This window comes from Brevundimonas sp. DS20 (assembly GCF_001310255.1).
GTDB lineage: Bacteria > Pseudomonadota > Alphaproteobacteria > Caulobacterales > Caulobacteraceae > Brevundimonas > Brevundimonas aurantiaca.
In genome coordinates, this window is record NZ_CP012897.1 from 3020927 (window position 1) to 3038184 (window position 17258).

The following is a 17258-nucleotide window of genomic DNA, read 5'->3' on the forward strand; positions in this document are numbered from 1 at the left end:
GCCGGCTGCCGCCCTCTATTTGCCCCGGTAATAACGGATAAGCGGCTCGTGCTGGGTGCTGTCGGGCTGCATGTGCCGGCTGCGAATATCCAGTCCCAGCGCCGGATCAGGGGGTAGGTACTCCTTATCGATCAGGATGATCTGGGTCTCGGACAGCTCCCCGGCCTTCAAAGCGTAGACCATCCGATAGAAGCCTTCGAACTGCGCCCTGTTCTCTCGTTCACTGATGTTCTTCATCGGGGAGTCGATGATCAGAAGCTCCGGCAGGGGCGCGTCGAGCAGGGCCGCGATCCGGTGGACGGCTATGGCGAAGCAGCATTTGAACAGGGTCTTCTTCCCGCCGCTGCTCATTGAGGTGAAGGTCGAGGCCGTCAGATCGGAAGGGTCGCTACTGAAGACGGCGGGGTAGAAGGTCGGCGGCTCCAGGGCGACGCGGTCGTCGCGCTGGATGCCCGGCACGCCGGACTGGACTAGGGCGTCGAGGAAATAGTCGCCGAGTCTGGTCAGACTGGTCCGGTCGGCTTCGGCCGACGTGCGGGCGTCCTTCAGGGCCTCCTTCAGCGCGAGTTCCAGCGCGATGATCTGGGCAAGCGCGTCGCGCTGTTGCTGCAGGAGGTCGGGAAGCCGCAGCAGCCAGGCGAGGCTCTGTAGTTCGGCCTCGAGCGCCGCGCGCTCGCGCTCCTTCAACAGGACTGTCGACAGGAACGCCGAGTCCGCTTCCTCGCTCGCGCGGTTGCGGGCGGTTTCAAGGGACGCCTTCCGGTCCAGCGCGCGCTCCCGCCGCAGTCGGATACGGGTGAGACTGCGGTCGATCTCTTCGATCGCGCTGTCGAGGTCCGCCCGGCGCGAGGCGATGTCCAGTTCCAGAGCGGCCTGCTCCGCCGCGTCGGTCAGTTCGAGCCTGTCGTCCTGGCCGCAGACCTCGCAACAACGAGCCGGGCGCGCCGGAAGGCTCTGGGTGCATCGGGGGCAGTCCGCAAACCCGACGTCGCCGAGGATTTCCCGCGCCACGGCAGAGCGCCGGAACTTCAGGCCGAGGGTCTCGATCTCGTTTCGATGGCGCACATGTCGTTCGCGCGCGGCGAGCAGTTCATCGGCCGCGACGTCGAGGCGGGCGATGCCAGCGCCGAGACGGCGGGTCCGGCGTGCGAGGATATCGACGGCATGCTCGGTCTGGCCGACCCGCTTCAGCTCCCGCAGGGCCACGATGCTGGCCTCCGCTTCGGCCAGGGCCGCCTTCAGGGACGCTTCGCGCTCGGCGATCTGCGCTTCGGAGCCGGCGCCCACTTCGTCGAGGGTTCGGGTCAGGCTTTCGATGGCGGAGGCGCGGGCCGTGCGGTTGGCGCGCAGCTGGTCCAGTTCGGCCTCGAGATCGGCGACCCGTTCGTCGTGATATCCGATGACGTACCGGATCACGTCGCGGCTCTTCAGGCGCAGGTAGAACTCGGCGTCCTCTTCCAGATGGAAGAAGGCGCTGTCGATGTTGTCCTGATCCAGATAGCAGTACCAGAGCAGGTCCCTGACGGAGAGACGGACCGTCTTGCTGTCGTCCTTCAGCTTGCTCTTGCGAACGCGCGGCGGCTGGACGCCGGACAGCCAGAAGATGAGGTCCGACAGGGTCTCGACGCCGGTAAGGGGGATCAGCTCCCCGGCAGCGGCCCTGGCCGGCACGATCACCGACTGGACCTCGTCCCCGACGGTCCATGAGGCGAAGACATTGGCCCCGTCGCGCTGCCGCTCGATCGTGAGCGTGCTCCGCTCAAGCTCCACAGTGAGCGTCGCGGATACGAATTCGGCCTGCAGGGCCGGTGACAGCTGGATGCCGCCGCCGAGGCAGTAGTCTATCAGCCGGGCGATGCTGGACTTCCCGGCGCCCATCTGGCCCCAGAAATAGGTGATGTCCGAGAAGACGATGGTCTCGGTCGCATGCCTCAGATCGAGGCTCAGCGACTGCAGATGAAATTTCACGACTGATCACCGTCCAGGGCGGCGCCGTTTTCGGCGCCGATCTCCTGCCCCCACTTCATGCCCGTGATTTCCGGGACGATCTCGTAGACGAAGTCCTTGAGCTTCATGGCCGACATGTCTCCGACGGTCTTGACCACCAGCGTCCCTCGCTCGGCGAGGTCCGCGAACAGCGGCCGCTGCGCGAAATCGTCTGCGACCGCACGGCCGGCGTCGGTCAGCCCAATCTCGATCTTCCGGCCGGAGAGCGACAGGGTGACGAGGCCTCGCGCCGACAGCAGACTGAGCCACCGCCTGTAGCGCCCGTCCCATGGACCGTAGCGGAAGCGGATCATCCGCGTTTCCACGGTCGTCCGTTCACGCGGCGACAGATGAACCGCGTCGGGCGATTTCCCGCGCGCGACCAGGGCCCGCTCCAGATAGACGGGGTAGCGCAGAAGGAAGTCTAGCTTGGCCAGCTTCGTGATCCCTTCCACGGGCTTGGGCGTCCTGCCGCGCTTGTCGGCGCACCTGAGCAGGACCAGCAGCCGCATCAGATGCAGGCCATCGGTGTTCTCTGCCCGGGCGGCCGCCTTCAGGACCCCGAGGCTCATGGGCGCGGCTCCTGGACGTCAAAGCGCTTGCTCCACCAGACACGGCACTCCCGCGTCAGCATGGCGGCGACGCCGACCAGCACTTCGTAGGGCTGTCCACCCGTGAGCGACCTGCGGTCGCCCTCTAGCCTGCGCAGCCTGCCGGTCACATCCGTCAGCATGGCCGGGCCGAAGGTCTCGGAGTCGTTCGCGGCGGCGTAATAGGCCTCCACGCATTCGCCGTGGACGGCCTCCTCGATCTGCTTGAGCTGTTTCTCGGCGGCGACAGGGTTGCGCGCCTGATCCTCCAGCAGGGCGTATTCCGCGGCCATCTCCTTGGCGGTCATGTAGCTCACGGCTTCGCCCAAGCCGCCCGCTTCGAGCTTCTGTTCAAGGACGCCGGCTCGCCGGGGACCGCCGGGCGTCAGTCGGGACTGGCCCTGATAGGCGAAGGCCTTCAGGGCGATCGTGGGCGGGGCGAAGACGACATCGGCGCAGACGATGCGCTTTGCGGTGATGACGGGATCCTCGTCGTCCTCGGCCAGAAGGCTGCGGGTGTGGCGTCCCGGGGCGGTGACATGCAGGGAGGCGGCGCGGTGGACCCGCGCGACCAGGTCGTCACGAAGCTCGGACAGCTGGGCGGGTGTGAGGGCGTTGCAGTCGCCCAGCCCCCCGAGATGCTCGTGGGCCAGGGTCGCGTCAAACTCCGCCCTGGACGGTCCCTTGACCAGCTCCACCCGTCGCAGGACGTCGAACAGCCTCTGCCGGTCGGCGCCCAGGGTGGCCCCCAGTTCGTCGAAGGCCGCCAGGAAGGGTGGCGCGATGTCCGCAAGCGAGGGGCAGGCCCTCAGGTGCGCCAGCATCAGCGGAGGGCATCGGCCGCGGCGCTTCTGATCCTGGATGTCGTCGCCCACCACATCGAAGTCGGAGTTGGACACGAAGTACAGGACGCCAATCTGCGAGGGGTAGGTCGCGCACAGGTCGACGAAACGGCCGATCGACTTGACCAGGGCGGCATCGCGAAGCGTCCAGGGTCCGTTCTCCGGCGTGGACGTCTTGATCTGCCAACCGTCGAACAGGCCGTCCGGACGCTCGCACAGCAGATCCTCGTGGTGTTCGCAGTAGAGGTTCACGTAGGGGAAGGCGCCGCGCCGAACGGCGACGAGCAGAACCACCCCGTACTGGTGCTGATATCGGAAGTTGCGTTCGGCCTCATCGCCAGGGTCACCGCTTCTCGTTTCATCGAGACGCGGCTCCTCCAGGCCATCCGCCCCATCGCCATCAAGATCAATCACCTGCGGCCGCCCCTCCGCGAGCCCCCGTCGCCGTCCCCGGAACCGGCGACGCTACGCTGCGAGCCGAACCTGATCAACCGACACGACCTTGACGGGAAGAAATTCGCGCCCGGCGCTCACGGACGAAGGATCTGCGTCCTCCCGCCCCAGAACGCCACCGCGTCGGGCGTCTGATTGTCCGAAGGAATGACGGGCCCTTGGAAAACGCCGCTGGCTGTCTCGTAGAGCTGTGTCGCAACCCCTTTCATCCGATGGGCCTCATTGACGGTGATGGTATCGCACCGGACCGCATCGGCGTCGGCGGCGAAGGTCGCTTGTGCGACGAAACCGCCCTGCCACGTCGAGACGTCGAACCAGATCGCCCCGAAGCTCTTGGGCACCTCGATCGACCCTTCGGGGAAACGCTCCCCGATACGCGGGTCTTCGGGCGGCCCCGGCGGAAGACACCACATCACCACCCGATAGGGCTCGGCCGGATCGTCGATTTCGTACATCTCGAGTTTCGTGATCGGCTTCACGCGCTTCTCCTGGACCCGGACATCGGCCCGCCGACCACTTTCGACTTGTCCGGGCGCCACACCGCAGAGGATAAGCACCGTTGGCGGGTTCCGGAACGTATAGGCGCTGATCCTGAGCCAGGGGACGCATCGCGTCGGCGGCGATCAGGGCTGAAACCCCCGGCTTCCGTACAGAAGTTCCAGACCCGCCCCCTACTCTTCGTTGCACCAAACCTCACTCCGCGTCGGGATCGATGATGCCATCGCGAACGGCGACCGCGACCGCTTCGATACGCGTGCGGACGCGCAGCTTGGCGCAGGTCTTCTCCAGATAGCTGTCCACCGTGCGCGGCGAGAGGCCGACGATCTGGCCGATATCGGCCGAGCTCTTGCCCCGGCTGACCCACAGCAGGCACTCCGACTCGCGGGGGCTCAACGCCGGTATCTCGCGAGGCTGGGCCGGTGACGCGCAATCCATGGACAACTCCCTGAGTGAACAGGATTCACGTTGGGCGGGAATCGCCGTTTCAGGCAACGACAGTGAATTGCGGTCTCCCCGCCAGATTTTTGCGGAAAGGTTGCTGACGCCCCGCGACGCCGGGCGACTTGCACCCGCCCCACCTTTGATTCATGCTTCCCCTGCCGACGTCCGCGTTGGTGGGGCCTGGAATCCCCTGTGCGACATCAGATCATCGACGACCCCGTGCGACGCGCGGATGTCGGTTGCCGACGCCTGCGAAGGCGTGCGCTGACGCGCGCGCTGTCGTGTGCGCCGTCTCGCCCGGATTCCGGACCTTTTTGGAAGAGGTCGGAGAGGCGTGGTGACAGACACGAAGCAGCTGGGCGCGGAGGGACAGGATGGTCTTGGCCGTCTTTACCGTCAGTACGCACCCTGGCTGGGACGGCGTCTGCGCGGTCGGATCGGCGCGGATGCGGCCGCGGACGTGGTTCAGGAGACCTATATCCGCGCCGCGCCCTACGCCCTGGCCGACATCCGGCACCCCAAGGCCTTCTTGCTCCGGATCGCCTTGAACCTCCTGACTGACTCGCACAGGCAGGACGCCCTGCAGCGACGTCATCAGGTGGCGGCGCCCCCGCCTGTCAGCGAAGCGGCCGTGCAGTTCGACGCCGCGCTGCTGACGGAGACGATCCGCGATATGCCGCCCCTTTACCGCAAAGTCTTCGTTCTCAGTCGCTTTGGCGGTATGACTTACCCGGAGATTGCCCGGACCCTCGAGATCAGCGAGCAGACCGTGAAGTGGCGGATGGCCCGGGCGCTCGAGTATTGCGCGTCTCGGCTGGACCTTTAGGCAAGACGGATGACGATCGAGGCGGAGGCCGACATCAGGCGCAAGGAAGCCGTCGAGTGGTTCACTCGGCTCAATCAGCGCAAGGTCACGACGGCGGACGTGCGCGGTTTCAGCGCCTGGCGCCGCGATCCCGCCAATGCGCACGCCTTCCAGAAGATCGAGGCCATGTGGGACGCCGCGGGCGCGCTGGCCGGCAACCCCGAGCTGGCGGCCCTGACGGCCGAGGCCAGGCGCGGGACTGAAGCCCGAGAGAAGCGCAGGCCCTCGGGCCGTCTGGTCTCTCTGGGCGTCGCCGGTGCGGCGGCCGTGGCCGTGTGCGCTTTCAGTCTCGCCTGGCTCCAGCAGCGGCCCGCTACTTATGCCACGGCCGTCGGGGAGCAGAGGACGGTGCAGCTGCACGACGGCTCGCGCATCACTCTGGACACCAACACCCGGGTGGCGGTGCGCTACACGCGTGACCGCCGCGCCGTCACCCTCACCTCGGGCCAGGCCATGTTCGATGTCGAGGGCGACGCGGCGCGCCCCTTCGTGGTGGCGGCCGGGGACACAAGGGTGACGGCTCTGGGCACCCGCTTCGACGTCCGGCGCTCCGGCGCGGGCGCTCGCGTCATTCTGGTCGACGGGCGGGTCGCCGTCCGGCACGACATGGACCGACCGGCTCAGTGGTCCCTGACGCCGGGGCAGCAGGTCGTCACCTCCGCCCGCCAGCCCCAGGTGATGACCACAGACGTCGCGGCGGCGACGAGCTGGACGGTCGGACGGTTGACGTTCGAGAACACCCCGGTCTCGGTGGCGGTGGCGGAGGTCAATCGCTACAGCCGCGAGCCGATCGAGTTGCAGGACGCCCGCGTGTCCGAAATCCGGGTCAGCGGGGTCTTTAACGCGGGCGACATCGACGGCTTCGTCGCCGCCCTGACGGACCTCTATCCGCTTCAGGCCGCCCGGACGGAAGACGGTCGCATCGTGCTCAGCCGCGGCGCCTGAAAATAATTCGCTCCCGGACTTAGCCCAAGGTCCGCGACCCAACGTCTCCTCCCCGCCCCGCACATTCGCGGGTAGAAAAACGGGGGAAAGCCATGGGCCACGGATACACTTCAACCGCGTTCGCCGCGCTGATGATGGCAGTCGCGACGCCAGTGATCGCGCAGTCGTCGGACAGCGTCCGCCGCTTTGACATCGCTGCGGGACCGCTGGAGCGCACCCTGCCCGCCTTCGGCCGGCAGAGCGGTCTCCAGATCCTCTATCCCAGCGCTCTGGTCGCCGGCCGCCAGTCGACCGGCCTGAGCGGCGATCACGCACCGGAAGCCGCCCTTCAGATCATCCTGCGCGACACCGGTCTCTCGTACCGCCAAAGCCGGCCTACTGTCTTCGTTCTGTTCGACCCTTCCGCGCGGGCCGAGCTCGAGCCGGATACGGCCACGGAGCTGGAGGAAGTCGTGGTGACCGGGACCTATCTGCGCGGCGCCGACAGCCCCTCCCCCGTCACCGTCGTCACCCAGGCTGACATCGATCGGCAGGGACGGGGCACGGTCGCCGAGACGCTCGCCGCCCTCCCCCAGAATTTCACAGGCGCGGCCTATGAGGGGTCGGCCGGGACTGGGGCCGACCGCACGAGCCGCAACCTCGCCTATGCGACCGGGGTGAACCTGAGGGGTCTCGGCGCGGACGCCACCCTAGTCCTGGTCAATGGTCGTCGGATCGCGGGCACGGGCAGCGCCGGCGATTTCTCAGACATCTCCAACATTCCCACCAGCGCTGTTGCACGAACGGACGTGCTTCTCGACGGCGCCTCGGCCCTGTACGGCGCGGACGCGGTGGGCGGGGTCGTCAATGTCATTCTGAAGTCTCGTTTCGAAGGGGCCGAAACCCGCCTCCGCGTCGGAGGGACGAGCGACGGCGGCGCCGAGGAAGTCCTGCTGTCGCACAGCGGCGGCTTCGACTGGTCGAGCGGCGGAATCGTCGCCGCCTATGAATTTCACGACCGGGGAGAACTCCGGGCGGCGGATCGCCGGGCGACGGCCGATGCCGACCTTCGGGCGCTTGGCGGGTCCGACCGCCGCTTCTTCTACAGCGCGCCCGGCAATCTGATGGCGTTCGACCCTGTCAGCGGTTCATATGAACCGACCCATGCCATTCGCCCCGGGCAGAACGGGCTGAACCTCACGCCGGGTGACTTCCGGCCAAGGGCGGTCAATCTGACCAATCAGATGGAAGGACAGTGGAGCCTCCCGCATCAGAGGCGGCACAGCGTCTTTCTGGCGGGACGTCAGGATCTCCCGGGTGGTTTCAGTCTGGACGGCGACATCCGCTACACGGACCGGCGGTACGATCAGGACACGATGGCTGATATCGGCATCCTGTTCGTCACTCCCGACAACCCTTACTTCACCCCTGTCGCCGGTGAACCGTTCCAGGAAATCGCCTACTCCTTCATCAACGACCTCGGGCCTGGTCGGGACGAGGGGTTCTCACGGAGCGTGGGCGGGGCCCTGGGAATCAGCGGGACCCTGCTGGGCTGGAACACCGCCGCCTACATCAGCGGCGGGCGTGAGACGACGGGGCTGATGGCGACGAACCGCGTCCAGACGTCCCGGCTCGACGAAGCCATCGGCGCGACGCCCGACAGTCCGTCGACCGCTTTCCGCACCTCGGTCGACGGCTTCTTCAACCCCTACGGCGATCCCGCCTCTCACAGCGCGGCGCTGCTGGCCTTCATCGGGTCCGGCTACATTCGGTCGGAGAACATCAGCACGGTGGGCTCGCTGAACCTGAAGGCGGACGGCGTCCTGCTGAACCTGCCCGGCGGCGACCTTCGCATGGCCGTCGGCCTCGATGTCCGGCACGAGCGGTTCGAGACCTCCGGTGAAAATTTCATCTCCGGCGCGACGCCCCGTATCGCGGCCCCGACCCGGTTCGAGCGTGATGTCACCGCCGCCTTCGCCGAGCTTCGTATTCCGATCGCGGGGCCGGACAACGCCCGCCCCGGCCTCGAGCGGCTGGAGGTGTCGCTCGCCGGGCGGATCGAGGACCACGAAGGCGTCGGTCAGACGACCAACCCGAAAGTCGGACTGCTCTACAAGCCGACCTCGGACCTGCTCTTTCGCACGAGTTTCGGGACCTCCTTCAGGGCGCCCTCGTTGCGCGAGCTGAACAGCGCCTATCGTCTGGGTCCGGTTTTCCTCGACCGCGCGGGCTCCAATGTGATCAGCATCGTCCAGTACGGCGGCAATCCTGATCTGTCCCCGGAGACCGCCGAATCCTGGACCGCCGGGTTTGTCTGGACGCCGAACGCGGTTGAAGGGTTGCGGATCGAAGGCGGCTGGTTCCGCACCACCTTCGAGGACCGGATCGCGACCCCGGTCGCGGAGAACCTGATCGACGCCCTGAACGATCCGACGCTTGCGCCCTTCATCCGCTACGTCGCCCCTCGCACCAGTGCGGTCGATCTCGCCTATGTGCAGTCGCTCCTCGACCACCCCGGCAACTTCAACCCGCGCGTCTTCCCCGCGACGGCCTATGGCGCGGTGATCGACAACCGGTACGTCAACGCCTCGGCGGTGGAGGTGCAGGGACTGGATCTGTCGACGCGCTATCGCTTCACCCTGGGGTCCGGCGACCTGGCCCTCGACGCGACCGTTACCCACCTTCTCACGAACGACCGAACGATAACGCCGGCCTCGCCGACGGAAGATCTGCTCGGGAGCCCCAACTTCCCCGCGCGCTGGCGCGGCCGGGTCGGCGCGCAATGGATGCTGGGCCCTCTCACCATCGGGGGCGCCATCAATCACGTCAGCGGCGGACGAGACGCAGCCAGCGGCCGGGCGATCGATGACTGGATCACCCTGGACGGTCAGGCGCGCGTGGATCTGGAGTCCGGGTGGGCCAAGGGCCTGTCGCTCACCCTGAATGTGCTCAATCTTCTCAATGAGGAACCGCCCTTCTACGACGCTCCGGCGGGCATCGGCTACGACGCCGCCAACACCAACGTCCTTGGGCGTCAGGTCTCCCTCCAGCTCGTCAAGCGCTGGTGAGCATACATGCGCAGAGGTTTGGTTCTGATGGCGAGCGCCCTTGCGCTCGCCTGCCCTTCCGTCGTGCGGGCCGACCCCCTCACGGTTGAGGTCGTCCTGGGTCTGGAGAGCTACGGCCGCGTGGCGATCGATCCGTCCGGGGCGGTGGCTGTCTTCGAGGAACGCCTCAGCCGGATCGATCTCCCTCGGCATGACGTGGAGGCAGAGGGCGCCAATCGGTATGCCAGACTGTATCGTCTGGACCTCGACGAAGCCGCCTCGCCGCGGCCGCTTCTGCCGATGGCGGAGAACGCCGGCTACACGGCGGGCCCCTTCTCGCCCGACGGTAGTCGAATGGTCGTCTTCTGCCTTCAGGACGACGCCTGGCGTCTGGGTGTCGTCGTGCTGGCCACGGGACAGGTGATATGGACGGAGGTCGCACCGGACCTGGGGCTTTGGGGCCGGTCGGTCGAATGGGTGGGGAACGACAGCCTGATCGTGCTGGGGACAGCTGACGGTTCACTCCCCGCACGACTGGCGGGTCCTCGCACGGAGCAAGCCCGCCTGCTGGCGCTGAGGGCGGCGGCGATGGAGGGGGCCGCTGCGGCCGTCATGGTGGGCTCCGACGCAAAGGACACCCTGGCTCCTCGCCGCCTCTGGCGGATCACGGCCACGACCGGGCGCGCCTCCCCGATCGCCGACGGCCCCTTCCTGGACTTCGAAGTCTCGCCGGATGGCCGCCATGTCGCGCTCCTCCTCGATGGCCCGCTCCTGCCGCCTCCGGCCGCCGATGCGTCGACGGAGGTAAGGCGCGCTCGAGGTTTGCAGATCGTCTCGCTGGAGGATCGCCGGCTCGTGTCTCCCCCTGGAACCGGCGACATCTCCACCAGCCTTCTCGCCTGGTCGCCCCGGTCGGACGCGCTCCTGGTGGTCGCCATCGTCGGCGACCGCACGCGGCTTCTGACCGTGACGCCTTCCGGCGAGGTGCGGGATGAAACCCCGCCCGGCGTCACGCCCGTTGCCGCGATCGACTTCCAGGGCATGCCGACCGCCGAGGGCGGCTGGCTCGATGACACGCCGTTAGTCAAAGGCCGCACTGAACTCGGTGAAGGCTGGTTCCGCGCCGATGGCGGAGTCCGGCCCATTTCAGGGCTCGGACCAAACGCCCGGCTCGTGGCCGAACACCCTTCCGGTGTTCTCTTCAACCGCGCCAGGGACCTCGTTCGACTCGATCCCGATGGCGGTATGACCGTTCTCGGAGCGGCTGGAAGTTCAGTCGACCCTGGCGGACCGTTTGGCCTGCGGGCCATGAACGGCCCGATGAAGCGGCGCTTCGCGACCCTGTCCCAATCCGACGGGAGGCTTTGCCGGGTCTATGCCGACCCGACGCTCGACACAGCATGTGCTGTCGCCGCGCCCGGGGCTGCGGTCAGCTGGAGCCGTGGGGTGAGCCTCGATCGAAGTACACAGGAGGACGAGCCGGACGTGCTGCGACGGCAGGACGAACAAGGGCGAACCGTGATCCGGCGTCTCAACCCCGAGCTGGACCGGATCGAGGTGGCCGCGCCTCGCCGGGTTTCAGGTCCGGGCGGCGTCGGCGGGTGGCTCTATCTGCCGCGCGACCTGTCCTCGAAACCACCGGTCATCGTCGTGCCCTATCAGGGGGACGCCTATGACGCGCCGCCCTGGTGGATGCGACGGGAATCCACGAGCCTTTCCATGGCCCCTCAGTTGCTGGTGGCGGACGGCTACGCCATCCTCATTCCGGACCTTCCGCCGACGCGCGAGCCCGCTGATGGACTGGCCGGCCGCATCCTTGCGGTCGTCGATGCTGCGGGCGCCGAAGGGCTGATCGATGTGGAACGGATCGGTGTGTGGGGCTGGAGCTTCGGCGCCTGGTCGGCGGTCATGGGCGCCGCCCAGTCGGACCGCTTCGACGCCGTGGTCGCCTTGAACGGACCGATGAATTTCTCGACGGTCATTGGCGACGTCGGCTCAACGCTCAGGCTGGAGGGCGGACATCCGCTTGCTGCTGCGGCCAGCGCGCGTTGGCTCGAGTCCGGCCAGGCCGCCATGCGGACGTCCTACTGGAGCGCGGCCGACCGCTATCGCCGCAACAGTCCCTTCGACCAGGCGGATCGGATTCACACGCCGACCCTTCTCGTCGCCGGGGAATACGACCTCATGCTCGGCCAATCGGAACAGCTCTATGGCGCGCTTCACCGCCTGGGACGCCCCGTCGCCCTGACGCTCCTGATCGGCGAGGAACACGGCCTTCGGAGCCCCGGCAATATCCGGCTCTATTACCGACAGGTCCGGCAATGGTTCGACCGGTATCTCAGGCCGCTCGAGCCGCCAGCCGATCACGCCACCGCCGTACCCACGCTTCCGTCTGCGCCAGACTGAGCAGTTCCGAATGGCCGCCTCGCCAGAGCAGGTGTTCACGGGTCAGGCGGGCATCCAGCGAGGGGTCGATCAACCCGGCCTCCGCCAACGCGCCGCCGAGGAGGTAGTCTCTGAGGAAGGGAAGATGCTCGGCCACGGCTCGACCATAGTAGGCGCCGAGTTCGCCCTTGGACCGACGATCGAGGACGACCGACGGCACCGTGTCGGCGAACGCTGCCCGTGCCGCCGCGCGGTCGCGACCGCCCCAGGTCAGATCGACGGAAGATCGGGCGAGACCAGCCTCCATGACCGGCTGACTGAGCAGGGGGTTGATGCAGGGCCCGCGGCGGCTGCGCACCGACGGCCCCTGGAAGGTCTGGCAGAAGGACAGCGCCGAGATTTGCATGGCCTTGGCGGGCGGCACGCCCCGGAGATCCTCGAGCCACGGGTGCGTCCAGGACGAACGGTGACGGATTTCCTCGCGCCAGTCCCTGGCCAGGGCGGTCGGCCAGAGAGGGCGGCGCAACCAGCGGGACAGGCGATGCAGGACCTCGACTCTCGCCCCGAACCGGCGCTCCCAGATCTCGTCCAGGCCGATCAGCAGTGTCGGCATCTGGAAGAAGACGGCGTCGCCGCCCTGCCCTGTCAGTGAGCCCCAGGCATCGAGTGTCTCGATGCGCTCGGCGATGTCGTCATTGTAGTCGGGGTCGATATCATTGGACGCCGGCCGAAATCCGTCCGCGGCCACCTCGAGCCGCCGGGCTCCGAGACGCAATCCCACCCGACGCACCTCGGTCAGGGTCACCCCGTGACGCCGAGCCACCGCCAGCGCGTAGTCCCGCTCATCGCCTTCCCTGTGATCGACATAGTGATTGACCCAAGCTGCGACCCGGCCGCGCTGATCCGTGGTCAGGGCGGCCGCCACGATGGCGGAATCGAGCCCGCCGCTGAGCTCCGCGATCCACTTCCGGGTTCCGGCCAGCGCGGTGACGCCCAGGACCACGGATGCCCTGAGGTCAGGCGGCGCGGCCGGGTCGCGACGCCTGTAGACTTCGGCCGGGGTCCAGATTTGTTCGCTACGGTGGGTTCCATCCCCGATGCTGCGCAGCTCGCCGGCCGCGACGGGCGTCAATCCGGTCAGGGGCAGGCGATGCCGGTGCTCACCGGGGCGACGCACCAGGGCGGCGACCTCTCCCCAGTCGATCGACGTCGTATCCGGAAGCCAGGGATCTATGAGATCGCCGCCCCCGGTCGCAATGAAGGTCACGCCGTTCCGGCGCCAGACCACGCAATCGATCCCGCCGGATGGATCGCGGAGGATGGCGACCTCGCCCGAGAACCGGCGGACGAGGAGATAGCGACCCCAGTAGGTCGAGCACACATCCCGGGCGCGCGCGCTGTCGAGAGGACGGCAACCGAGGACGCCTCGTTCCCGTCCTTCCAGCCGACCTCCGTCCCGGTCGTAGAGGTCTCCGATCAGGATCCCATGGCCGTCCAGACCGCAGGTGATGTCGAGCCGCCCGGCGGAAGGCGCATAGGCCTCGAGAAAGGGCGCCTGGACCTTCCGGGACCAGCCTCGCCGGCTCAGGCGCTTTCGCATCGGCGCAATGGCCGCTTCGAGCGCGGCCGGATTGTCGCCGACGAGGATGATGGCTGAATCCGCGGCCATGTCAGATCACCATGATCGGGCGATAGACGGTCAGGGTCTCCGGCGCCTCGCTGACGCATTGATCTCCACACTGGATCCAGCAGTGGGCGAGGAAGGGGAACGTCCTCACGCCGAATACCCAGTCGGCGTCGAGGCCGTCCGCATTGAGAAAGCGGAGGAGCATCTCGGCCTGCAACAGGCAGGCCCCGGTCACTGGTGCGAAGGGCAAGAGTTGGCGGAACACCTCGACCCTGGAGGCGAGCGCGGAAGGGTCGTCCCGGCGCCCGCGGCGGCCGGTGTGGCGTCGCTTCAGCTCAAGCAGTGTCGACCGGCGCCCTGCGCATTCGGCCCATATGCGGGCAAAGACCAGGATGTCGCGAAGGCCGGGCCTGATCCGCGGCGGCGCCGGAAGGCGGGTGGACGGGAGCGTCGGCGCATCCGGTCGTTCGTCCTCGACCTGGTTGGGATGCAGGAGCTCTTCCGCTGCAAGGCGCAGAAGCGCGTCCATCGGACCGGCGACACTGCGGCCGGCGACAGCGATGTCCCCGCACTCCGGGAGGCAGAGATAGTCGTCTGCGTTGAGGTCGAGGAGGACGAGGTCGCCTCCGATCTGCACGGCGTAAAGCCCCTCGGCCAGGGAAGCGCCCTGTCGCTCCCCACCATCGAGACGATGCCCAGACGCGGAGACCCCCATGGCGGGGGCCCGTCGGTCGAAAGGGACGCGAGGCGGCATAAGGCGACTCCACAGGTCGACAAGGGCCCACCCAAAGCGGGGGCCGTCGGGGGTCGCCGGGAGGGCGACCCCTTCGGGATCATTCGGGCGGCATGGTCCAGTGCCGGGCCGGATTCAGTTCGGTGAACGGCCCCATCGCGATGGCCCGGGTCAGCCGGCGAGCGGCCCCCAGTCGCAGGATCGGCGCGTCGGTCCGGATCTTCATTGATCCATCTCCTTCACGAAAAACGCCTCTGATCGCGGGGTCCGGGGCGAGGCCCAGCCCGGACGTCCGGGCCGCCGAAGCGGCCCGTCCGCTCATTCGGTCGGCGGAATCGTGTACTTCAGCACGGGATTCAGCTCGTCGAATTCGCCGCGCGAGTTGGCGCGGGTGAGCTGGCGAGCGGCGCCCAGGCGAACGAGGCGCGAGATGCTCTTGGTGGTCATGGTCGTCTCCTCTTTCTGAAGGTCGACAGAAGGTCGACGACGCACCATCAGCGCCCTATCGCAAATCGATTCAAACAATATTGCGCGTGTATTCGGAGAGGTCTGGGTCGAGGCGTCGGACATGGGCGGCGAGCCGACCCGCCGCGACCCGCCACCGGGCATAGTAGGCGTCGAGCCGATCATCCGACTGCGGCGTGTCCTCATCCAGCAGCGCCTCGCCCAGCCGGCGCAGGGGCCCCAAGCGACGTCTGACCCTCACGAGGCTTTCAACGAGCGGCTGGTTCTCGCAGCGGGCGACCACCTCCAGGATCCAGAGATCGACAACCGCGTTGGCCGCATCGTGGGGTCCCGGAACCAAGCCGTCTCGCGCCGCGAGGCGCACATGGGCCGCCTCGAGATCCAGCAGACCGATGATGTCCTCAAACGGTGCGGCGCGGGTGAAGTATCCGAGCCCCCTGCGATCCTCGATCAGTCCCTCGCCACAGAGCCGGGAGAGCGCCTCCCGGACGGGGCTGGTGCTCAGCTTGAGCGAGGCCGCGATGTCCGCGACAGACAGATGCTGGCCCGGCGCAAGACCCTCCTCGAGGGCTGTTCGCAGGCTTGCCATGGCCATGCCGAAGGGATCGCGCTGTCTCAATCGGATCGCACCTGATGGGGAGGAACGCCCCGTAGATGGACGACCGCCCGCAAGAGGGTCGCCTGCGCGGGTGAGTGGCGCCTATGATGGGTTCCGCAATAAACTTGCGTCATGTCCGCAGCTTTTACGTCGTTGATATTTCTAGGGTTTCATTTGACGCATGGCTGAGGCATTTTTCAACCTGTAGGGGTGCGGAGGTTTTGATCGCGTGATGTGGATGGCGGGGGCATAGACTGACAGATGGACTCCCAGCACCCCCTGACGCCGAACGCCGTCCTCTCCACCAGCCTGCGCCTGATCCGCACGCACAGGCGTATGCGCACGATCGATGTGGCCCAGGGAATGAACATGGCCCTGCGATCCTACGAGCATTTCGAGTCCGGCGCGGGCCGGATCAACATCGAGCGGATCCACCGGTTCGCCGAAGTCACGGACAGTGACCCCCACGGCATTATCGCCGCCCTCGCCCTGGGCTCTCCCGACTTCGCCTTGCGGTGCGCCGACAACAAACTTGCGACCATTCTGGTCGTGGTGCTCCAGGAGTTCGACGAGGAAGCCGGCGATGCGATCAACGACCTCGACGCCCGGACCCTGATCAACACCTTCACCAAGACCCTGAGAGATCTGGCCGTCCAGTCGGTTCACCGTGACGCCGAGGCCGATGCCTGGCTCGAGGAGCGACGCACCCGTTTGATGCGGCCAATCCGGGACGAAGGGACCTGACTTCGCCACCGGAGCGCAACGACCGACCGTAGATCTACGGCGCCAGTCTCACGGGCTTCCCAGCGACGCGAAGGCGCGGATTCATGAGGCATGTCCCTCGTCCCGACATCGCCGGGCGCATCCGCGTCGTCGATCGACGACCTGTCCGACCGGCAGATCGCCTGTCTGCGGCTGGCCGCCACGGGCCTCTCCTCCCCAGGCATCGCCGAGCAGATCGGGATCTCTCCCCGCACGGTGGACGAGCATCTGGCGGCGGCCTGCGAGGTCCTCGGCGTGCGCACCCGGATCCAGGCCGTGGCGCAACTCGCCAAGGTCACGCGCGCCCTCGAGGAACCGCGCTCCTTCCTACCGTAAATCTCCCACGGGAATCTCGCGGGTGGTCCGCGAACCACCGCTCCTGCTGAGGTGAAGCCTTCTCGCTGGAGGCTCCATGCTCGAACTCGCCGCCGTCCTCGCCTTGTCGCAGGCTTGCGCCCCGTCGGTCGCGCCCGAGACGCTCGCGGCGATCGCCCATGTCGAAAGCCGGTTCGATCCGTTGGCGATCGGCGTCAATCGCGGCGGCCCGGCGCCCGTGCGATCCCGGGACGCCCGGGAAGCGGCGCGGACCGCCCGGTCGCTTCTGGCGCGCGGCGCCAACATCGATCTCGGGCTCGCCCAGATCAACAGCAGCAATCTCGACTGGCTGGACCTGTCGGTCGAGGACGCCTTCGACCCCTGCCGCAATCTGGCGGCGGCGGCGACCGTGCTGAAGGCCGGATACCGGGTTTCCGGGAGTACGCCGTCCGACCGCCAGTCGGCCCTGCGGGTCGCCCTGTCCCGCTACAACACCGGCGACGCCCGGCGGGGTTTCGACAACGGCTATGTCGGGCGGGTGGAGGCCGCGGCTGTCCGGCTGAGCCTGATGGCGCCGCCGATCCTCCGGGACGTCGCTCCCCCTCTCGAAACAACCGCCGTCGCGGCCTCGCCGGAGCCGGTGTCCCCGCCCGCGCCGCCCTGGGATGTCTTCGGCCGGGCGCGGGCCGGCGTCGTCGTCTTCTCAACCTCAGCCGAATGGTGA

The 17258-nt window shown here is 67.6% G+C and carries 17 protein-coding genes; 7 read left to right on the forward strand and 10 right to left on the reverse strand.

Going from position 1 to position 17258, the window contains the following annotated elements:
* Nucleotides 1-15 precede the first annotated feature (15 nt).
* The 5 genes from JL11_RS14820 to JL11_RS14840 form a co-directional block, all read right to left on the reverse strand.
* On the reverse strand, nucleotides 16-1968 hold the full coding sequence (locus JL11_RS14820; RefSeq protein ID WP_054766324.1) for an ATP-binding protein: 1953 nt from the start codon (nucleotides 1966-1968) through the stop codon (nucleotides 16-18).
* Nucleotides 1965-2558, reverse strand: coding sequence for a hypothetical protein (locus tag JL11_RS14825; RefSeq protein ID WP_054766325.1), 594 nt, complete (start codon nucleotides 2556-2558; stop codon nucleotides 1965-1967). Before JL11_RS14825 ends, JL11_RS14820 begins: the two co-directional genes overlap by 4 nt.
* Nucleotides 2555-3832, reverse strand: a complete 1278-nt coding sequence (locus tag JL11_RS14830; RefSeq protein ID WP_054766326.1) for a dsDNA nuclease domain-containing protein — start codon at nucleotides 3830-3832, stop codon at nucleotides 2555-2557. Before JL11_RS14830 ends, JL11_RS14825 begins: the two co-directional genes overlap by 4 nt.
* Before the next feature lie 116 nt (nucleotides 3833-3948).
* Nucleotides 3949-4350, reverse strand: a complete 402-nt coding sequence (locus JL11_RS14835) for a hypothetical protein (RefSeq protein ID WP_054766327.1) — start codon at nucleotides 4348-4350, stop codon at nucleotides 3949-3951.
* A gap of 214 nt (nucleotides 4351-4564) precedes the next feature.
* Entirely contained in the window at nucleotides 4565-4807 is a 243-nt protein-coding gene (locus tag JL11_RS14840) for a response regulator transcription factor (protein ID WP_197273320.1), read from the reverse strand.
* A 343-nt stretch (nucleotides 4808-5150) separates the two neighbouring features.
* Here JL11_RS14840 and JL11_RS14845 point away from each other — a divergent pair, with 343 nt between their 5' ends.
* The 4 genes from JL11_RS14845 to JL11_RS14860 all read left to right on the forward strand — a co-directional run bounded on the left by JL11_RS14845 (nucleotide 5151) and on the right by JL11_RS14860 (nucleotide 12055).
* Complete coding sequence (locus JL11_RS14845; protein WP_054766329.1) at nucleotides 5151-5639, forward strand: RNA polymerase sigma factor; 489 nt, start codon at nucleotides 5151-5153, stop codon at nucleotides 5637-5639.
* 9 nt (nucleotides 5640-5648) lie between these two features.
* Nucleotides 5649-6623, forward strand: coding sequence for a FecR family protein (locus JL11_RS14850; RefSeq protein ID WP_054766330.1), 975 nt, complete (start codon nucleotides 5649-5651; stop codon nucleotides 6621-6623).
* 131 nt (nucleotides 6624-6754) lie between these two features.
* The gene (locus JL11_RS14855) at nucleotides 6755-9670 is read left to right on the forward strand and encodes a TonB-dependent receptor (protein ID WP_183214894.1); all 2916 of its coding nucleotides are present in this window, start codon (nucleotides 6755-6757) and stop codon (nucleotides 9668-9670) included.
* 27 nt (nucleotides 9671-9697) lie between these two features.
* The gene (locus JL11_RS14860; RefSeq protein ID WP_054766332.1) at nucleotides 9698-12055 is read left to right on the forward strand and encodes a S9 family peptidase; all 2358 of its coding nucleotides are present in this window, start codon (nucleotides 9698-9700) and stop codon (nucleotides 12053-12055) included.
* Here the strand turns inward: JL11_RS14860 and JL11_RS14865 are convergent.
* The 5 genes from JL11_RS14865 to JL11_RS14875 all read right to left on the reverse strand — a co-directional run bounded on the left by JL11_RS14865 (nucleotide 11988) and on the right by JL11_RS14875 (nucleotide 15478).
* Entirely contained in the window at nucleotides 11988-13703 is a 1716-nt protein-coding gene (locus JL11_RS14865) for an asparagine synthase-related protein (RefSeq protein WP_054766333.1), read from the reverse strand. The genes JL11_RS14860 and JL11_RS14865 overlap by 68 nt on opposite strands.
* 1 nt (nucleotide 13704) lies before the next feature.
* Nucleotides 13705-14376 carry a lasso peptide biosynthesis B2 protein gene (locus JL11_RS14870; RefSeq protein WP_183214895.1) on the reverse strand — a complete coding sequence of 224 codons (672 nt, stop codon included), beginning with the start codon at nucleotides 14374-14376 and terminating at the stop codon, nucleotides 13705-13707.
* Between the two features lie 118 nt (nucleotides 14377-14494).
* Nucleotides 14495-14620, reverse strand: a complete 126-nt coding sequence (locus JL11_RS18105) for a hypothetical protein (protein ID WP_257720134.1) — start codon at nucleotides 14618-14620, stop codon at nucleotides 14495-14497.
* Between the two features lie 92 nt (nucleotides 14621-14712).
* On the reverse strand, nucleotides 14713-14841 hold the full coding sequence (locus JL11_RS18110; protein WP_257720135.1) for a hypothetical protein: 129 nt from the start codon (nucleotides 14839-14841) through the stop codon (nucleotides 14713-14715).
* 70 nt (nucleotides 14842-14911) lie between these two features.
* Nucleotides 14912-15478 (reverse strand): GntR family transcriptional regulator, encoded by a 567-nt coding sequence (locus JL11_RS14875; protein ID WP_156314207.1) that lies wholly within the window; start codon nucleotides 15476-15478, stop codon nucleotides 14912-14914.
* Nucleotides 15479-15718: 240 nt separating this feature from the next.
* Here JL11_RS14875 and JL11_RS14880 point away from each other — a divergent pair, with 240 nt between their 5' ends.
* From JL11_RS14880 to JL11_RS14890, 3 genes are all read left to right on the forward strand, one after another.
* Nucleotides 15719-16201, forward strand: a complete 483-nt coding sequence (locus tag JL11_RS14880) for a helix-turn-helix domain-containing protein (protein WP_197273321.1) — start codon at nucleotides 15719-15721, stop codon at nucleotides 16199-16201.
* A gap of 90 nt (nucleotides 16202-16291) precedes the next feature.
* Nucleotides 16292-16555, forward strand: coding sequence for a helix-turn-helix domain-containing protein (locus JL11_RS14885; RefSeq protein WP_054766336.1), 264 nt, complete (start codon nucleotides 16292-16294; stop codon nucleotides 16553-16555).
* Nucleotides 16556-16631: 76 nt separating this feature from the next.
* Nucleotides 16632-17258: a lytic transglycosylase domain-containing protein gene (locus JL11_RS14890; protein WP_054766337.1), complete on the forward strand. Its 627-nt coding sequence runs from the start codon at nucleotides 16632-16634 to the stop codon at nucleotides 17256-17258.